We start from the raw sequence: 15,656 nt of genomic DNA on the forward strand, positions 1-15,656 counted from the left end.
CCGAAACGCTTCCCCTAAAGCTACGACGTGCATTGAAAGGTGTGTTTATTTCTTTGTACGAGGCTCGTTAAGGTCGGCAGAAGTTTGCCGTAAATTCATTTTTATAAATGAAATACGAAAAGGCGCTGGAGGCAGTGTCCGTAGATGATATGCCGGGGGTCATAAAAAACTAGATATGGCGAGAATGTGTGGGAACACTGACGAACTTGTGAATGTACGGCTCCTGAAGTGACCATATAGAAACTGTATGGCACGCAACAAAAGCGTGGTATCTGTGGTTTAGTACGATTGAAGATTAGGAAAAACCATATGTAGTTATAGGCTACATCAAGGATACGGGGTTAAAGCAAGCGCCTAAGTCTAGGTCTGATAGGAATAAAGGAACGTTGGAAGCTATGGATGTGGAGGGAACACACCTGTTGAAGCAGTACAAGGGAATTCATAACCTTGTTTAATCATAGTGAAAGTAGTGGCACGACCGTTGAAGTCCTTGTAATGAGGATGGAGGAACAGCCACAAGTCGTACCTAATAAAATTGAAACCTCACACTTCATGGATTCTCGTAAGACTTAAAAGGTCACAGATCCAGAAAGGAGTGTGATAGACCATGAGATTCAATTTGGAAAACAAAGCAAGAAAAAATGCTAACCTTCGCCACGCAGAGTATTACGATATGCAAAGCGAATTTGATGCACTATACCAAGATAGCAAGGATGGTAAGAGCTTTAAGAATTTAATGAAACTCATAACATCTGACAATAACATCATACTCGCCTATCGGAATATCAAAAGAAACACTGGTAGCCCGACACCTGGAACTGATGGAATCACTATCAAGGATATAGAGAAAATCGAGACTAATGAGTTTCTTATAATGGTTAAAAAACGGTTTAACTTCTACAAACCAAGAAAGGTAAGAAGAGTAGATATTCCTAAAAGTAACGGTAAAACAAGACCTCTTGGCATACCGTCAATATGGGATAGAATCGCTCAACAGTGTATCTTGCAGGTAATGGAGCCAATTTGTGAAGCTAAATTCAATAGACACAGCTACGGTTTCCGACCATTCCGTTCAACCGAACAAGCCTTTGCCGATGTTTCACATCGAGTCAATAGTAGCAACATGCAATATGTCATTGATATTGATATAGAAGGATTTTTCGATAACGTGAGCCATACAAAGCTAATGCGTCAAATATGGTCACTAGGAATACAAGATAAACAACTATTGGTCATAATCAGACGGATGTTAAAAGCACCAATCGTCATGCCCGATGGTAAAATCACTTACCCAACAAAAGGTACTCCGCAAGGTGGGATTCTTTCACCCCTACTAGCAAACATCAATCTAAATGAATTTGATTGGTGGATTGCCAACCAATGGGAGGAAAGAAATCTAAAAGAAATTACACCGCAATATCGCAAAGATGGTAGAAGAAATCGTAAAAACGAAAATGTGAAGCTAAGGAAATCGACCAATCTTAAAGAAATTTACCTTGTAAGATATGCAGACGACTTTAAGATTTTCTGTCAAACCAGAAAGGAAGCAGTCAAAACATATCATGCAGCTAAATTATGGTTGGAAGAAAAGTTGAAACTAACCATTTCCAGTGAGAAATCAAGAATCACTAACCTCAAAAGAGAACCCAGTGAATTCTTAGGTTTCACATTCCGAATGGCGCAAAAGGGAAAAAGAGCATCAGGCGAAACAAAATTCGTCATACGCTCCAATGTCTCACCAAAAGCCATAAAACGAATTCATAACCAACTACGCGACCAAATTAAGAAAATTCAAAAGGCAAACAGAGGATACAAAGCCCTAGCAGAAATGAACAAATACAACAGCATGGTAAACGGTATTCACAACTACTACCGTTTAGCTTCTCATGTATCAAGAGATTTCGGCACACTAGGGGGGCACATTCTAATAACCTTATATAACAGGTTAAATGGACTTAGTAAGAAAGGGAAATATGAAGGGAAGCATAAAGGTATTCTCGCATATATGGAATCATCCGGTGTGAGATACTACCGTAAATATCCCATCTTGCCCATTTCTTATGTTCAACACAAAAGTCCAATGAATGCCAAAGTTTCGATCAACAAGTATACAAAAGAAGGTAGATTAGGAATTCATAAAAATCAGTTAATCATTCCTGAATGGAAATTAAAGTGGCTGCGAGAAAATCCTGTAGTAAACAAAAGGGTATCCATTGAATTTGCAGATAATAGAATATCCAAATTCATAGCTCAGGGTGGAAAGTGTGCTATTACTGGAATCGAATTAGACCTCGAAACCATGCAATGTCATCACGTCAATCCTTACCATAAAACGAAGGATGACTCGTATAAAAACCTTGTAATTGTAAGTTACGAAGCCCACGCACTAATCCATGCAATCAACCTTGAAGTTATTAAGAAATATCTAAAGGCTCTGAAATTAAATGATGAGCAACTAGACAAGCTTAATAAATTGAGGAAAAAAGCAGGGAATGAAAAAATTTAAAATCTAATCACCTAAGATGTTAGGAAAAGCAAACTATCCAAATTAAATTGTTGTGAGGAAAACAGATATTTTATTAGATACGAGGGAGCGCCGTATGTGTTGAAAGGCGCAAGTACGGTGTGGATCGGGGGAAAAGGTGGAGATTACCTCAAAGCCTTACCTATCGATATTATCAACTATCATTTAGCTTATTTACTTTAAACCAAGCAGCAAGAAGACATTGGCGTATTGGTCAAACCAATCAATGTAGAACATTCTACCTTGGATATCGAGAGACTTTCCAATCGCAAATGGCACAGTTGATAGCTCAGAAGAATAAAGCTTCTGAAGCAATGAATGGTGATGCGACAAGTGATGGTTTAAATGCAATGCTCGGTGATACAGGGGATTTACAGACTTTATTAATTCAAAACATTAAGAGTGGGAACCAATTAAAAGGCTCAACAGAAGAATGGACAAAAGCGGCATCAGAAGAATCGAAACGAGTTCTTGCAAATATCGGTAATGTGATTACACCTGTGTTTGAATCGATTGAAATTCAATTTACGAACTGGGTGGAAAAATTACCAGGAACAATGGATGTTGCATTTATGAAAGATGCCCAATTTGTACAAAAGGCTGTTGAATTTATTCAACAAGGGAAAGTACCTGGTGTTCAAGTGAAGAAACGTGACCTTGAAATAGATGGGGAAGTAGAAGGTATCATTCGTACATTAACAACGCTGAATACAGATAAGCGTATGCTGGTTCAAAAACAAGATATTGCATTCTGGGATGAAGTGATTGTTGAAGTGGATACTGCTAAAAAGAATGGGAAACGAAAAAGCAAAGTAATCGAAGGACAGTTTGAGTTCGATTTATTTGCATAACCGAGAGGAGAAAATCATGTTTACAATGATTTTTATCGCTTTATTTTATTATATGTTTTTTGTAGTTCGCAAAGTCAGAAAAAATATGCTAATAGAAGAAGCAAAGAAAAAAGAAAAGGAACAGGAACAGGCACCGGTGGAACGTCCCGTTTATTGGTGCCCGCGAGAAAACAGACCAATTGGTAGGGAACAAGAGCGTGTTACTGTTCCAACAAAAGAAATTACCTTAGAAAAAGATGTAGCAAGTATATACGATTTAGTTGCTACATCGATTCAAAAGAATCTGTGTGAAGAAGCGAGTAACAAATTAGAACAGGAAATTGAAGCTGTAGAAGAAGTGGAGTATGTTGAAGATTTTCATCATACTCCTGCTTCTGAAGCAGTATATGATATCCCATTCCTGAGTGGTGAGGACATACCGTTTCCAAGCGATATGGATACACCAGAGGAATTCTTAGGATATGAAGATACATTTCCAGAACTAGAACAGCTGCCGGCTTCATTAGAAACAGAACTTATCCTTCCTGTTCAACAAGAAGTATCAGAAGCACAGGATGGGAATGTGGTAAAGTGGACCGCAAAAGTGATAGAACGAGAACATGGACTGACACGTGTGATGAATATGTCTAATAGGAAGCGCTATTGGATACACACAGAGGGAGAGATATTACCAGAAAATAAACTAATGTATATAGAATTAGAGTTCGATTCAACTTATTCCTATACATTAGTTGGGTGGAGTGATAGACAACTAGGGAGTATATATCTATTTCCTAGTTGGTATTTTCTTAGTTATATAGCATTAAACACACTAGCTTCTCACTCATTTGTACAAGGACAAAATATTTTTTTGTTTTTGTACAAATGAGTGGGACGGAATGATTCACCATATAAGGATATTCAACTATAATGAGACCTTGTACGCCATTGTAATATTAAATTATTCTAAGATTGACGTGATAACCAGTCTTAGAATAGGAGAATTGAGAACTCTTCGCCATATTACAATGTTTAAAATAGATGAGATTGTATGAATATTTCTGTGTTAAAAAATTTTTATTATAATTACTGGAGGCTGATGAAATATGACAATAGATCATATGAGCAACAATGTAGTGGAAAAATTAGAACAGACGGTGCGCTACGAAAAGAAACAAGTAAAGGTATTGCGTGTAAGTAAAAGTAGTTCAAATATACACGCTTACATGATTTTCCCGGAATTCTCAGAGGTTAAAATTTCAAATACCGAACTGGATGAATATATAGAAAACCTATCAACAAGCGTGAAGTATGTCATTGATCGCAAGTTGAGTCAACAAGAAATTGAAAAACAAAATCACTCTTTCATTATGACGTGTGCAGTCGAGGAAGATGGTGTGTTAGATGATGAAACTATTCATTTTAATACGACGTATGTCAAGCCACCAACGATTGCGAATAAGGTATTTAAGCTAGTGTGTGGCTTAGAAAATCGTCTAAATAGCTTAAAAGAGCTACATATCACAGTATTAAATAATAATATTAATCGAATTGAAATTGAATTTTACAATGAAAATGAAACATATGTGGCAGTAGAGAAAGAGGAAATCGCGAATGCAATTATGAGGGCATATACAAAAGCGAATATTTACTATTCAGCAGACCTCTATTATGTTGCAGAAGGAAATGAAATCAAATTAAAGAGCATTAAACCAAAATTAGCGGGTGATATGTAATGAAACAAGAAAAAGGGAGGATTGGTGTCTTATGTACACTCATCTTAACGGTCTTATTACTTATACCATTACAAGCAGCTCATGCATCTGTAAAAGTGGACTTTAATGAATTAAAAGGGAATGATGTTTCGTCATCCTTTAAAGAGGGATTAAACAATCGAACCAAAACACCAGAGAAGGATGATTCATTCGGTTCATCATTAATACAAAAAATTGAGGGTATGTATGCACCTGCCTTTAAAGTAGGGGTAAATATCTTTTCTATCTCTTTCGTATTAGGCGTTATTGTCATGGTTATGGCATTAATTACGAAGAATGGTCAATGGATGAAGTGGGCGACAGGGAGTATGATTTTTTCATTCGTTAGTATGATGGCGATGAGACTAAGTGTGTACTTCTTATTCAGTTCCGATGTAGTTTCGTTTATGAACATCTTTACGGATTTTTTAGACCTGTTTAAATCAACAGCACTTATTTTTACACCATTTATGTTAATTGCAGGTATTCGTTTACGAAAAATTCATGAGAGTACGAAACAACCTGAGTATTATCGTTGGTCCAATCGTGTCATAACAGGATCTTGTTTACTTTGTATGTTAGCAATACTCGCTCCATGGTTATTTGCGAATATGTAAAGAAACACATATAAGGGGAATGAAAAAGGTACTGAATCTATATTCAGTACCTTTTATCTACCCATATGATTTCTTCTTTCGTATTCTTCAAATACTTCCGGTGATATAGGGGATAATATGCCACTTAGATATACAGCTGTATATAAAAAGTATTGTTCATCTTTTGTTTGAACTGTAAGAGTGCCGTGTTCCTCGTTATTAGGGATAATTCGTTCAATTTTCAGTTGTTTTTTGGCGCAAATAATTGCCTTGATTTTATAGACGTTATGTATTGGTAATCTTTCGATATACAGACAACTACGCTCTAACAGATAGAAAATGAGTGCCATTTGTAGAATGAACACAATTTGTAGTAGAGCTGGTATGCCTGCAAAACAGACAAGGAAAATAGAAACTAAAATAATATTTAACTTCGAAAACCATTTCTCGTATTGCTTCATAGAAAGAATACTTTTTTTCGTTTGAAAGACTTGGAATCTTGTTATGAGGAACAGGATCGTAAAGATTCCTTCATAAATAAGCCAAGTATGCCATTCCGACTTAGAAAGATCTAGTACTAAGTATATGATGCCGGTAAAGATAAGGATTGGTACCAGATGTACCAGGCTAAATAATATCGTATGTTCTAACATTCTTTTCTTGTAGATGTGATTAGTAATTGAATCCAAGTTTCTTAACTCCTTCTGCAATTTTCATGATGACACCACCAATAAGTAGATGGTATTCGCCTATTCCTTTTTCGTTTACATACCAGCACATATAGTGCCTAATACCTTCTTTTGCTCCATGATCATGTAAAGGGAAAGGAGATGCGTATTTTTCAGATGACATATTATTATCACCGAAAGGAACCTGTCCTGCAAGAGCAAAACGTTTCTTTGCATCATTTACAATCCAACAACCATAATCTGCTGTTCCATACCATAATGCTTCTTTATGAATCGGATCAATAGAAGGTTGTGCTGGATAATTTTCAGCTAGTATTTGTGCTTTTTCTTCACGAAGTTGTTGATGAATATGTGAATTCAATGGATCTTCCGTTCCGATTTCATAGGTTTCCTCAAAATTCCCACATTCATAAGTGATAAGGGGATTATTTGAATCAGCTGCTAATAGTAGACTGCAAGAATCCGATTTTGAAAGATAGTATACACAGTCTTTGCAGGTGAAAAGGTTTGAAAAAGCTGAATCTGTTTCTTGTTCTGTTAACGTATTATCTACTACAAGTTTTAACATGTCTATCACAATCCTTTTTAGGCTAGTTCGTAAATTAATATAGACGTATCATATCATGCTTATTTTTAAATGTAAATATTTACCATTTAAAATGTGCTAATTTATTTTGAAAGGACTGTTTGTTTTGAAAAGAAATCGAGAATATATTGCTTTGCGAAATTCCATTTTGGTAGGTTGGTTGCTCACAATTATTGTTATGGGTCTATCTATCTATTTTTCTTCTATTGTGTATTTACTAATTGGATGTTTCATTCTGTCGCTTAAATATGGATTAGTGGGTACCGTAAAGAATGTGGAAAAGCGTTTACCTACCTGGGCAAATTTTGGTGTTATTGAAAAACCAGTAAATCGAAGAGTGACAAGACCGTTTCAATTTCGGGGTGGGCTCCTTGTTTCATTAGCGTTAGGATTTGTAGAGATGGTGATAAAAGGCTTATGTATCTCATATTTTATTTTAGGATTAGAAACGTATGTATATCGTTTGATACGCAAAAACGCAAGAGTGTGAAAAGGAGGGTTTTATTATGAAAGTATTGATATTCGAATTAATTCTCATTGCGATTCTGATTCCATTGAATATTGTTGTAAAAAAACATGTACCTAAATGGAAAGGGAAAGCTGGAGAAAAACTGGTGAAATGTATATTAAGTAAATTAAATCCTGAAAGCTATTATGTGTTACATGATGTGACGGTTCATACGGAGTATGGTGATACAACGCAAATTGACCATATTGTTATCGCGGAAACAGGTGTATTTGTCATAGAGACGAAGAACTACGAGGGCTGGATCTATGGAGATGAGAAGGCGGCAAGATGGACACAAGGTATTTTCAGAAAGAAACACTCTTTTCAAAATCCATTTCGACAAAACTATAAACATACGAAAGCAATTGAATGGGTGATGGAACAACAGCTGCCGTGTATCTCTATTGCTGCGTTTCATCCAAAATGCAGTCTAAAAAGGGTACATGTTCACTCTAAAGATAAACATGTCCTATATTATAACGATCTACAAAAATGTATTGAATCATATACTGACGTGCAACTAACAAATGATGAGGTCCAGCATATCTACCAAACAATATTACGAGCGAACATTACGGATAAGGATATTGAAAAGAAACATGTGAAGTATTTACACAATAAGTTCGCTAAACAATAAGAAATGGAGAAAGAGACATGTTATATGTAATAGGGTTTATCGTAACATCTGTAATAGCTATTCGTCTTAACATGAAGTATTACAAACTAAAAGGAGATCCAACAGATTTTGTGATGAAAAAGAATGAATAATTAAACAAGATTGAACTACCCCCACTTTCACTTCGTTTAGAAGTGGGGGATTCCTAAGTAAAGAGTTCTATCGAACTCTAATTTATTAGGCTATCTCCGCAGTCCTTGCGGTTAGAAGCCTTATCGCTTCATTCTTTAGATTGATACTTGCGTTAATATCCCTATCATGATGTGTACTACAAGAAGGGCATTCCCATTTACGTAGGTTTAGATTTTTAACGTCTTTGTTTTGATATCCACAACAAGAACATAATTGGCTTGAAGCAAATGTTTTCGATACGACAATGACTTGTTTGCCGTACCATTTTGCTTTATATTCCAACATGGTTCGAAACTGTGACCATGATACCTCACTAATTGCTTTTGCTAACTTATGATTTTTTAACATATTCGATACTTGCAAATCTTCTATACCGATAACATCGTGGTTTTTGATGATTTCAGTTGAGATTTTGTCCAAGTAATCTTTTCTAGAATTCATTATATATTCATGAATTCTAGCTACCTTAATTCTTTGTTTATTCCAGCGAGAAGATCCTTTCATTCTTCTAGAAAGAACACGCTGTACTTTTGCCAACTTCTCTTCTAACGATCGAAAAAACTTCGGGTTTTTATAGGTTGTTCCATCTGACAAAATCGCGAAGTCTTTTAGCCCTACATCCATTCCAATGTAAGAAAGTGTTTTCGGGAGTTTTTGCACTTCTGTTTCCACTAACAATGACACAAAGTATCTACCAGAAGGGTTCCTTCTAACCGTAGCATTTAAAATACGTCCCTTTACTTCACGACTTTTGGCAAATCGAACAAGACCTAGTTTTGGCAATTTCATTTTGTTGCCTACAACGGCAATGTTTTCATTTGTTTGTTTTGTGGTATAAGATTGTACGTTGTTCTTCTTAGATTTGAAACACGGGGCGCTGTTTTGTTTTTTGAAAAAGCGTGTATAAGCATCCGCAAGGTTGCGAACAGACGACTGAATAGCAATACTATCCACTTCTTTTAGCCAAACAAACTCTTTCTTCATGGCAGGGAGTTTGGCAGAGCATGTACCATATGTCAAACCTTTTCCTGTTTCCTTGTATGCATTATCCCATAGAGATAGGAAATGATTGAATACAAAACGAGAACAACCAATCGTTTTATTGATTAGAGTTGCTTGTGCTTTATTTGGATATATACGAAATTTATATGCTTTATTGATAATCATAAGTTTCACCTCCATTTCAATATATATCTATTATACACCGAACGTACATTCGGAATATAGTGAAATGATCATGACAATTTGTCAAGTAACACTTTACTACCTGTCGAACAATTAAGATGGCTCTTGCCATCCCTTGTCCGAAGCCAATTCATCTCCCACCTACTCACTAGGCTGTGGCCCTTCACGTTCCTTGAGGAAGGAGTCTTCTTGGCTAAAATGATAAAATGTAAATTCATAGCAAAATATTATTAATCTTGGTATTAATATATAATAAAAACTCTAAAGTAATTAGTAATTACTTTAGAGTTTTTATTAATTTTTGGAGTGGGGGGAAGAATTATGACAGAAGAGGTCAAACGACTTAAAATCTCTGATACTGTTTTAAGAGAACTTTATATTTTTTCAGGCAATCAATGTGCTTTTCCTGAGTGCTCGCATAAAGTAGTGAATGAGGATGGTACATACATAGCTCAAATTTGCCATATTGAAGCTGCTAGTGAGGGTGGACAAAGGTTTAACTCTAGTATGACAAATGATGAAAGAAGAGCGTTATCAAATCTCATGTTATTGTGCTATGAACATCATAAGACTACAGATAATACTGAAGTGTATACCGTGAAAAAAATGCAAGAAATGAAGGCGAAACATGAAGCGAAATTTAAAAATCTGTTTGATGATATGAATAAGGAATTAATAACAGATATAACAAAGAATCAAGAATTTTATCCACCAAAGTCTTTGGAAGCAATAAATAACGTGTTAAAATGGGAGATTTGTGAGGAAGATTTGCAGGGAACCATAGAGGCGTTAACTTCCATAGTTAATCAAACATTGATGAAAATTATTCCAGAAGGAAGAGTAGTATTTTGCACAATGCTCGAACGGTTGGATGGAAGATTTGTATTACTAGATGAGATTCAAGGGGTTTTAAATTTAAATAATAATCAAATGGGTAAAAATATAGATGAATTAAAAAAGTATAGATTAATTACCGAACCATTCCAAGACTATTTCATTACAGATTGTAGCGGTCCTGTATGCGAGATTAGAGAAATGGATCCATGGGATAGAATATGGTTTGATTTAAAAGAATATTGTAGTATTACGGGAATAAAACTAGGAGATTTAATTGTCAATTTGAAATTCAACTTACTAGATTAAAATAGAGAATAAGTGTGTATCTAGAAAATAATATAAAATGTAATTAATCATATGTTATGATATAGGTAATCTAATATTAAAAAAAGCAAATTGCAAAAGGACACACCTACGCATACATATGCCATAGGTGTGTCCTTTTTTATTTGTTTTTAAGATTTCAAGATTCAAAAGGGGGATATATATTGTGTACCAGTAATATAGCATCTACTAATGTAGCTTTTGAAAAATTGAAAAGTCAGGAAGAGAATGAAAAAGGCATGGTGTCAATATGCCCGAATTGTAAGAAACGCTCATTTAGAGCACTTTATAATGATCATCCAAAATGGATATAGTTTTGCCTATGTTGTAATTATCGAGAAGTAAATACAATGGATAGTCCGTTTGTTTATTAGATGCAGCTATTTACGTATTTTGAGTAGGAGGAAGAAATTTCGATATGAAAATATGGATTAAAGCTATTTGTATAACATCATTCGTATTTCAAATGTCAGCATGTAGCGGTACCTCGCAAACAAAAACTGATTCGAGACCCGCCCAAACAGTACAAAAGGGAATACAACAGCACGCAGAAGGGAAAGGTATTAGTTGATATTCCAGAAGCTTATAAGGGGAAATTAAAAGGCTTAGAGACCGTTAAAGGGAAGGTATTACATATAAGGGACGGAGATACGATAGACGTGAACGTAAATGGGCAGAAACAGGCGGTAAGGTTACTGTTATTGGATACCCTTGAGTCTGTATCTCAAAAAATCCCCCCACAAAAGATGGGAAAAGAAGCCTCTTCCTTTTTAAAGAAACAGCTAGAAGGGAAAAGTGTAACCTTGGTTTATGATCGGGGACCAAAAGAAGACAAATACGGTAGGAAATTGGCTTATGTATTTTGTGATGGAATACACATCAACGAATTAATGGTCAAGTCGGGTTATGGAATTATAGCCTATATTTCTAGACCTAATACTACATTTCTACCTGAAATGATAGAAGCAGAAAACGAAGCAAAAGAATCAAAGGCTGGCGTGTGGAGCATTAAAGGATTTGTAGATGAAAAGAACCGGCATTATAACCTCAATGATGCAGCTTAATATCAATACTTATTCAAAAAGGAGGTTTCATGAATGAATGGGAACAAAAGAAACATGCTCTTATCTTTTTTTATTTCCACTTTCTTTATTTTTTTGAGTCTATTTCCATTTAGTAGTAATGAATATGTATATGTTATATCAAAAGTTGGAGCTGCAGCTGGTGTAATGAATATTGTCATGATGAGTGTGTTTTTGTATTTTTAAAGCAAAAAAATGAGACATCTCTTAAATTAATACAGCAAAAACGCTAGTTTTCCTTACTTGTATGCAAAAGAAAAGGGTAAGGAAAGCCAAAAGGAGAATGTTTTAGATGAGTCAAATACCAGGGTTCTTGAAGTTTGTTTTAGCAAAGGAAAGACGATATGTATATTTGGTTGTAGCAGAAAAGAAAAATAAACGAGTGAAAACACATATTGTATATAGATTCGGTCCACTAGAAGAAGCATTAGAAACTATGTACGGAATGCGTGACGATTTTGAGAAATGCTTTCCACCAGAGTTAAAAGATAAGGGATATGACTGGGAGGATATAATGATTGGATACTATCCATAGAAACCGGTTATTCCAAATACGGAAATAAGTTAGTAACATTCTAAATAGATAATAAGTGAGGTAATATCACATGCTTAATATGAAATCTTTAGAACAGTATTTTTTTTTCTAATTCACCAGGTATTCAGTATGTCGGAACTTATTGTACGGATTATTCTAGAGAAGAATATAAACATGTAAAAGATTTTTTGCGAAAACTCATAGATTGCCTTTCGCATGTTGAACCAGCATACAGTCATGAAACTATATTAAGATTTTTACAGGATAAAACATATCAACATGAGATGCTATCACATGCAAATTTCCAGTCCATGTTTGATGAACAAGCAAAAGATTCTATTATTCATGTACTAGCAACTGAATCTGAAGTAATAGAAACAGTGAGTACTAGAATGAAACAGTTAATAAATCGAATAAGAAAGCCGTTGTCTCATGATCATTATGCGTTACTAGATTTTATTCAAAAGGCAAGTACGTATTTTATACCGATAGATGATGGACATACGTTTGAGGCTATGACTAAAAGTGGACTAATTGGTTTTCTGCTTGGACAAGAGTGGACATTTGATTTTGGCGAGATGGACGAGCTTGAATGGACTCCATTCATCTCTATTCAATTCTCAGGGGCTATGGCGCCATACAATGAGATATTTGTCTATATACCCAAAAATGATTTTCTGAAATTAAGAGGAACGGACTTAGAAAAGTATGTAAGTGAAAGATTTTTTGACATAGCGACCCAAAACTCAATTTTTGAAGTAGATTTCATGAACACCGAAAACAAATCGAAACATATATGCTTGAGAAAAGAATGTAGCATGCAATTAAAAATGTATGAGGTGAATATAAAATGGAACTGATTCGTAAGTACCATATTTTCTGTACCTGGACGATCGCTACAAGTGCAATGTTAATTAGTTTGTTTTTTAGTGAATGGATGAAGCTACCGCCATGTGATTTGTGCTGGTACCAAAGAATGGCCATGTATCCATTAGTATTAATATTGGGGGTAGGAATGTATAGAAAAGATTCGCATGTAAGTACGTATGCATTCCCGTTTGCATGTATTGGCTTATTAATAGCCGTATATCAAATTACGATTCAAGCTTTTCCTACAAGTGAAATGAAGATATGTTCAGTAGGAATAACTTGTACAGAAGATTATTTGAATTTATTCGGTTTCATCTCGATACCTATGCAATCATTTGTTGGATTTTTAGCTATTATATTATTTCTGTACATAAAACCTAACAGTAAATTAAGTCTTAGTAAAACAGTTCACTAAACAAGAGCAATTTACATGTAAGTATAATTAAACGCATTCAAAACTGAATTTAAAAGTAAAAAATATGAAAAGGGAGATAACAAAAATGAAAACAATGCAAGTAAATAAAGAAATGAACAAAATCCCAGAGGCAGATGTAGAATTACTTAAGATCATGGCCCACCCAGTTAGGCTACAAATTGTAAAAGAGTTAGAACATCGTAAGATTTGCAATGTAACTCAGTTAACGGAGCTATTAAATATACCTCAATCTACCGTATCTCAGCATTTATCTAAAATGCGCGGGAAAATTCTTCGTGCAGAAAGAAAAGGATTGGAGATGTACTACCATGTTGCGAATGCTAAAGCATGCCAGATTGTCGGAGTATTAGGTCTGTAGTTCTAACTCGTAATAGGATGATAGAAAGATTGTTGTTAAATATAGCTGTAACAGCTGCTGTACTGCAGAATGATAAATTCACAAGCTTAGAGTGTAGTCCTTCTAATGATGGAGGAGCTGACTGTGGTGAAAAATTGATATAAGAGTTAATAAAAAAGAATGCAGAACATGTCTGCATTCTTTTTTATTGTGCCCTAGCTACAATAGATAAAGTATTTAAGTATTTGTAATAAAGATAGGTGTATATATCTATCAACTTAGATTTGGGCTAATTTCTCCATTTTTCAAGCAAATATAATATTAAGTTTATTTATGTGTATAGTGAGAATTAAAGTTTAGAATATTCTGTGTCAATATTATCAATTTACTATAGTTTACAATTATGTAAAAATGGAACTGATTATAATTTTCCGTAAATAGTAGATTAAAAGCTATCATAAGGGTAATGTGAGCAGTTATTGTCTGCTTATAAACGGTGACTGGGGATACAGATAATATGGGATCAAGTACTGGTAGAATTTATCAAACGAAATGAGGTGAATGTAACTTGAGAGAAATTGCGAAAAAAGTACAAATGATACGTTTACAGGAGGAGCATTTTGGGCGTAGGGCAGACGCAGAACAGTATTCTGCCAAGCGATGTAAAATAGAACGAGAGAGTATTAAATTAGAAAAAAATATAGTTAAAAAACGAACTCAAAAATTTCAAACGACAGAAGAAAAATGGGACACAAAATGTAAAAAAGCAGTACAATTATTTAATCAAGGAGAGGAATATCCAACTATAGCAAAAAAACTGAGGTGCAATGTGAGTAGTTTGTATAGAGAACTCAAGAAACGGGGCGCATTACAAATACCAAAGCAGGTAGCAGCATCTAAATCATTAAAATCACCCGTAACATCAACACAAACAAAAAAATCGAATTTCGAACGATATAAAGAATATTATATGTACAAATAGAAGAATTCATGGCTATAAATCTATACCTGATTCTTTAGTGTTAACAAACTCAGATTATAAAGGGTACAATGAAAAAATGCATATTTAGCAGCAAATCTTGTTACAGTATTTATAGAGCATCTTTTTATTTTTTTAGGATATTTATTCTCTGATGATAACATCCAACAAATATTGAAGGCTATTACCTGTTGCTTAGATCAAGAAAATATTCATAAAACTAAATCCTGACTTATATTTGTTGAGTGGTTGATTAAGAAGAGGATTTTTTTGCAAATGTTAAAATAAGAATAATTTGTCTAAAGTAAAAGAATCCCCATGTCATAAAGGATTCTTTTAGAAGGGTTAGAGAGCTGTTGTTACTTGTCTCATATTCATTTTACGTCAAATAGTAAGAATATTCATTCTTATTTTATGTTTCTCAATATATTTCGTTCGTTTTTATATTATAATATAGTTAATTCTTTTTATTTATGTATATCTCGCTATATATCTTCCTGAGGTGAATCCTTTTAATAAGGATTCCTTTTTTATTGCTTCATATATTAATAATGAGCCACTGGAGTTTACGATAGTTTATACAGCAACTGTTGAAATCGCTTGCTTATAAAGGAATTGTTGTTTTCCATTGCTGGAGATTAGAACTGAAAATTTATCCACAGTAATAATGATTCCAGGTATTCTAACTCCGTTGATTAGAAAAATATTTACTACTCTTTGTTCTTCAATTAATTTTTTATAAAAATTGTCTTGTGTATACATTAATATATAAGTCC

Annotated in this window: 16 protein-coding genes and 3 pseudogenes; 15 read left to right on the forward strand and 4 right to left on the reverse strand. The window is 34.4% G+C overall.

Going from position 1 to position 15,656, the window contains the following annotated elements; genetic code table 11:
* Window positions 1–607: 607 nt before the first annotated feature.
* The 5 genes and pseudogenes from ltrA (at window position 608) to NHG49_RS30255 (ending at window position 5,725) form a co-directional block, all read left to right on the forward strand.
* A complete protein-coding gene (gene ltrA / locus NHG49_RS30235) occupies window positions 608–2,506 on the forward strand; it encodes a group II intron reverse transcriptase/maturase (protein WP_258127122.1) in 1,899 nt (632 codons plus the stop codon).
* Between the two features lie 158 nt (window positions 2,507–2,664).
* A pseudogene (locus NHG49_RS30240) lies at window positions 2,665–3,375 on the forward strand (hypothetical protein); the annotation flags it as partial.
* 16 nt (window positions 3,376–3,391) lie between these two features.
* Window positions 3,392–4,243: a YcnI family protein gene (locus tag NHG49_RS30245; protein ID WP_258127123.1), complete on the forward strand. Its 852-nt coding sequence runs from the start codon at window positions 3,392–3,394 to the stop codon at window positions 4,241–4,243.
* Between the two features lie 217 nt (window positions 4,244–4,460).
* Window positions 4,461–5,090 (forward strand): hypothetical protein, encoded by a 630-nt coding sequence (locus tag NHG49_RS30250; protein WP_258127124.1) that lies wholly within the window; start codon window positions 4,461–4,463, stop codon window positions 5,088–5,090.
* Entirely contained in the window at window positions 5,090–5,725 is a 636-nt protein-coding gene (locus tag NHG49_RS30255; protein WP_258127125.1) for a hypothetical protein, read from the forward strand. The genes NHG49_RS30250 and NHG49_RS30255 overlap by 1 nt, the downstream gene beginning before the upstream one ends.
* Before the next feature lie 53 nt (window positions 5,726–5,778).
* Here NHG49_RS30255 and NHG49_RS30260 read toward each other — a convergent pair whose 3' ends face one another.
* Window positions 5,779–6,393: a hypothetical protein gene (locus NHG49_RS30260; protein ID WP_258127126.1), complete on the reverse strand. Its 615-nt coding sequence runs from the start codon at window positions 6,391–6,393 to the stop codon at window positions 5,779–5,781.
* Window positions 6,377–6,961, reverse strand: a complete 585-nt coding sequence (locus NHG49_RS30265; protein ID WP_258127127.1) for a hypothetical protein — start codon at window positions 6,959–6,961, stop codon at window positions 6,377–6,379. Before NHG49_RS30265 ends, NHG49_RS30260 begins: the two co-directional genes overlap by 17 nt.
* Before the next feature lie 124 nt (window positions 6,962–7,085).
* Here NHG49_RS30265 and NHG49_RS30270 point away from each other — a divergent pair, with 124 nt between their 5' ends.
* Window positions 7,086–7,469: a hypothetical protein gene (locus tag NHG49_RS30270; RefSeq protein ID WP_002139798.1), complete on the forward strand. Its 384-nt coding sequence runs from the start codon at window positions 7,086–7,088 to the stop codon at window positions 7,467–7,469.
* A 16-nt stretch (window positions 7,470–7,485) separates the two neighbouring features.
* Window positions 7,486–8,124, forward strand: coding sequence for a nuclease-related domain-containing protein (locus NHG49_RS30275; RefSeq protein WP_258127128.1), 639 nt, complete (start codon window positions 7,486–7,488; stop codon window positions 8,122–8,124).
* Between the two features lie 216 nt (window positions 8,125–8,340).
* On the opposite strand, the gene tnpB is transcribed toward NHG49_RS30275, so the two are convergent.
* Window positions 8,341–9,462: an IS200/IS605 family element RNA-guided endonuclease TnpB gene (gene tnpB / locus NHG49_RS30280; protein WP_258126134.1), complete on the reverse strand. Its 1,122-nt coding sequence runs from the start codon at window positions 9,460–9,462 to the stop codon at window positions 8,341–8,343.
* A gap of 339 nt (window positions 9,463–9,801) precedes the next feature.
* Between tnpB and NHG49_RS30285 the strand changes: the two genes are divergently transcribed.
* From NHG49_RS30285 to NHG49_RS30320, 8 genes and pseudogenes are all read left to right on the forward strand, one after another.
* Window positions 9,802–10,623: a hypothetical protein gene (locus NHG49_RS30285; RefSeq protein ID WP_258127129.1), complete on the forward strand. Its 822-nt coding sequence runs from the start codon at window positions 9,802–9,804 to the stop codon at window positions 10,621–10,623.
* Between the two features lie 436 nt (window positions 10,624–11,059).
* Window positions 11,060–11,705: pseudogene (locus NHG49_RS30290) on the forward strand (thermonuclease family protein).
* A 33-nt stretch (window positions 11,706–11,738) separates the two neighbouring features.
* Window positions 11,739–11,909 carry a hypothetical protein gene (locus tag NHG49_RS30295; protein ID WP_258127130.1) on the forward strand — a complete coding sequence of 57 codons (171 nt, stop codon included), beginning with the start codon at window positions 11,739–11,741 and terminating at the stop codon, window positions 11,907–11,909.
* A 106-nt stretch (window positions 11,910–12,015) separates the two neighbouring features.
* Window positions 12,016–12,302: pseudogene (locus tag NHG49_RS30300) on the forward strand (hypothetical protein).
* A 144-nt stretch (window positions 12,303–12,446) separates the two neighbouring features.
* On the forward strand, window positions 12,447–13,118 hold the full coding sequence (locus tag NHG49_RS30305) for a hypothetical protein (protein ID WP_258127131.1): 672 nt from the start codon (window positions 12,447–12,449) through the stop codon (window positions 13,116–13,118).
* Window positions 13,109–13,543: a disulfide oxidoreductase gene (locus NHG49_RS30310; protein ID WP_258127132.1), complete on the forward strand. Its 435-nt coding sequence runs from the start codon at window positions 13,109–13,111 to the stop codon at window positions 13,541–13,543. The genes NHG49_RS30305 and NHG49_RS30310 overlap by 10 nt, the downstream gene beginning before the upstream one ends.
* An 85-nt stretch (window positions 13,544–13,628) precedes the next feature.
* Window positions 13,629–13,922: an ArsR/SmtB family transcription factor gene (locus NHG49_RS30315; RefSeq protein WP_016078679.1), complete on the forward strand. Its 294-nt coding sequence runs from the start codon at window positions 13,629–13,631 to the stop codon at window positions 13,920–13,922.
* 547 nt (window positions 13,923–14,469) lie between these two features.
* The gene (locus NHG49_RS30320) at window positions 14,470–14,883 is read left to right on the forward strand and encodes a hypothetical protein (RefSeq protein ID WP_258127133.1); all 414 of its coding nucleotides are present in this window, start codon (window positions 14,470–14,472) and stop codon (window positions 14,881–14,883) included.
* A 573-nt stretch (window positions 14,884–15,456) separates the two neighbouring features.
* Here NHG49_RS30320 and hfq read toward each other — a convergent pair.
* Window positions 15,457–15,642 (reverse strand): RNA chaperone Hfq, encoded by a 186-nt coding sequence (gene hfq, locus NHG49_RS30325; protein ID WP_258127134.1) that lies wholly within the window; start codon window positions 15,640–15,642, stop codon window positions 15,457–15,459.
* Window positions 15,643–15,656: the final 14 nt, after the last annotated feature.

This window comes from Bacillus sp. IBL03825, from assembly GCF_024712505.1.
Taxonomy (GTDB): Bacteria; Bacillota; Bacilli; order Bacillales; family Bacillaceae_G; genus Bacillus_A; species Bacillus_A wiedmannii.

What these genes read in the sequence shown, in the direction of transcription:
- ltrA (WP_258127122.1), top strand. Translation starts at nt 608, where the DNA reads ATGAGATTCAATTTGGAAAACAAAGCAAGAAAAAATGCTAACCTTCGC.
- NHG49_RS30245 (WP_258127123.1), top strand. Translation starts at nt 3,392, where the DNA reads ATGTTTACAATGATTTTTATCGCTTTATTTTATTATATGTTTTTTGTA.
- NHG49_RS30250 (WP_258127124.1), top strand. Translation starts at nt 4,461, where the DNA reads ATGACAATAGATCATATGAGCAACAATGTAGTGGAAAAATTAGAACAG.
- NHG49_RS30255 (WP_258127125.1), top strand. Translation starts at nt 5,090, where the DNA reads ATGAAACAAGAAAAAGGGAGGATTGGTGTCTTATGTACACTCATCTTA.
- NHG49_RS30265 (WP_258127127.1), bottom strand. Translation starts at nt 6,961, where the DNA reads ATGTTAAAACTTGTAGTAGATAATACGTTAACAGAACAAGAAACAGAT.
- NHG49_RS30275 (WP_258127128.1), top strand. Translation starts at nt 7,486, where the DNA reads ATGAAAGTATTGATATTCGAATTAATTCTCATTGCGATTCTGATTCCA.
- tnpB (WP_258126134.1), bottom strand. Translation starts at nt 9,462, where the DNA reads ATGATTATCAATAAAGCATATAAATTTCGTATATATCCAAATAAAGCA.
- NHG49_RS30285 (WP_258127129.1), top strand. Translation starts at nt 9,802, where the DNA reads ATGACAGAAGAGGTCAAACGACTTAAAATCTCTGATACTGTTTTAAGA.
- NHG49_RS30295 (WP_258127130.1), top strand. Translation starts at nt 11,739, where the DNA reads ATGAATGGGAACAAAAGAAACATGCTCTTATCTTTTTTTATTTCCACT.
- NHG49_RS30310 (WP_258127132.1), top strand. Translation starts at nt 13,109, where the DNA reads ATGGAACTGATTCGTAAGTACCATATTTTCTGTACCTGGACGATCGCT.
- NHG49_RS30315 (WP_016078679.1), top strand. Translation starts at nt 13,629, where the DNA reads ATGAAAACAATGCAAGTAAATAAAGAAATGAACAAAATCCCAGAGGCA.
- hfq (WP_258127134.1), bottom strand. Translation starts at nt 15,642, where the DNA reads ATGTATACACAAGACAATTTTTATAAAAAATTAATTGAAGAACAAAGA.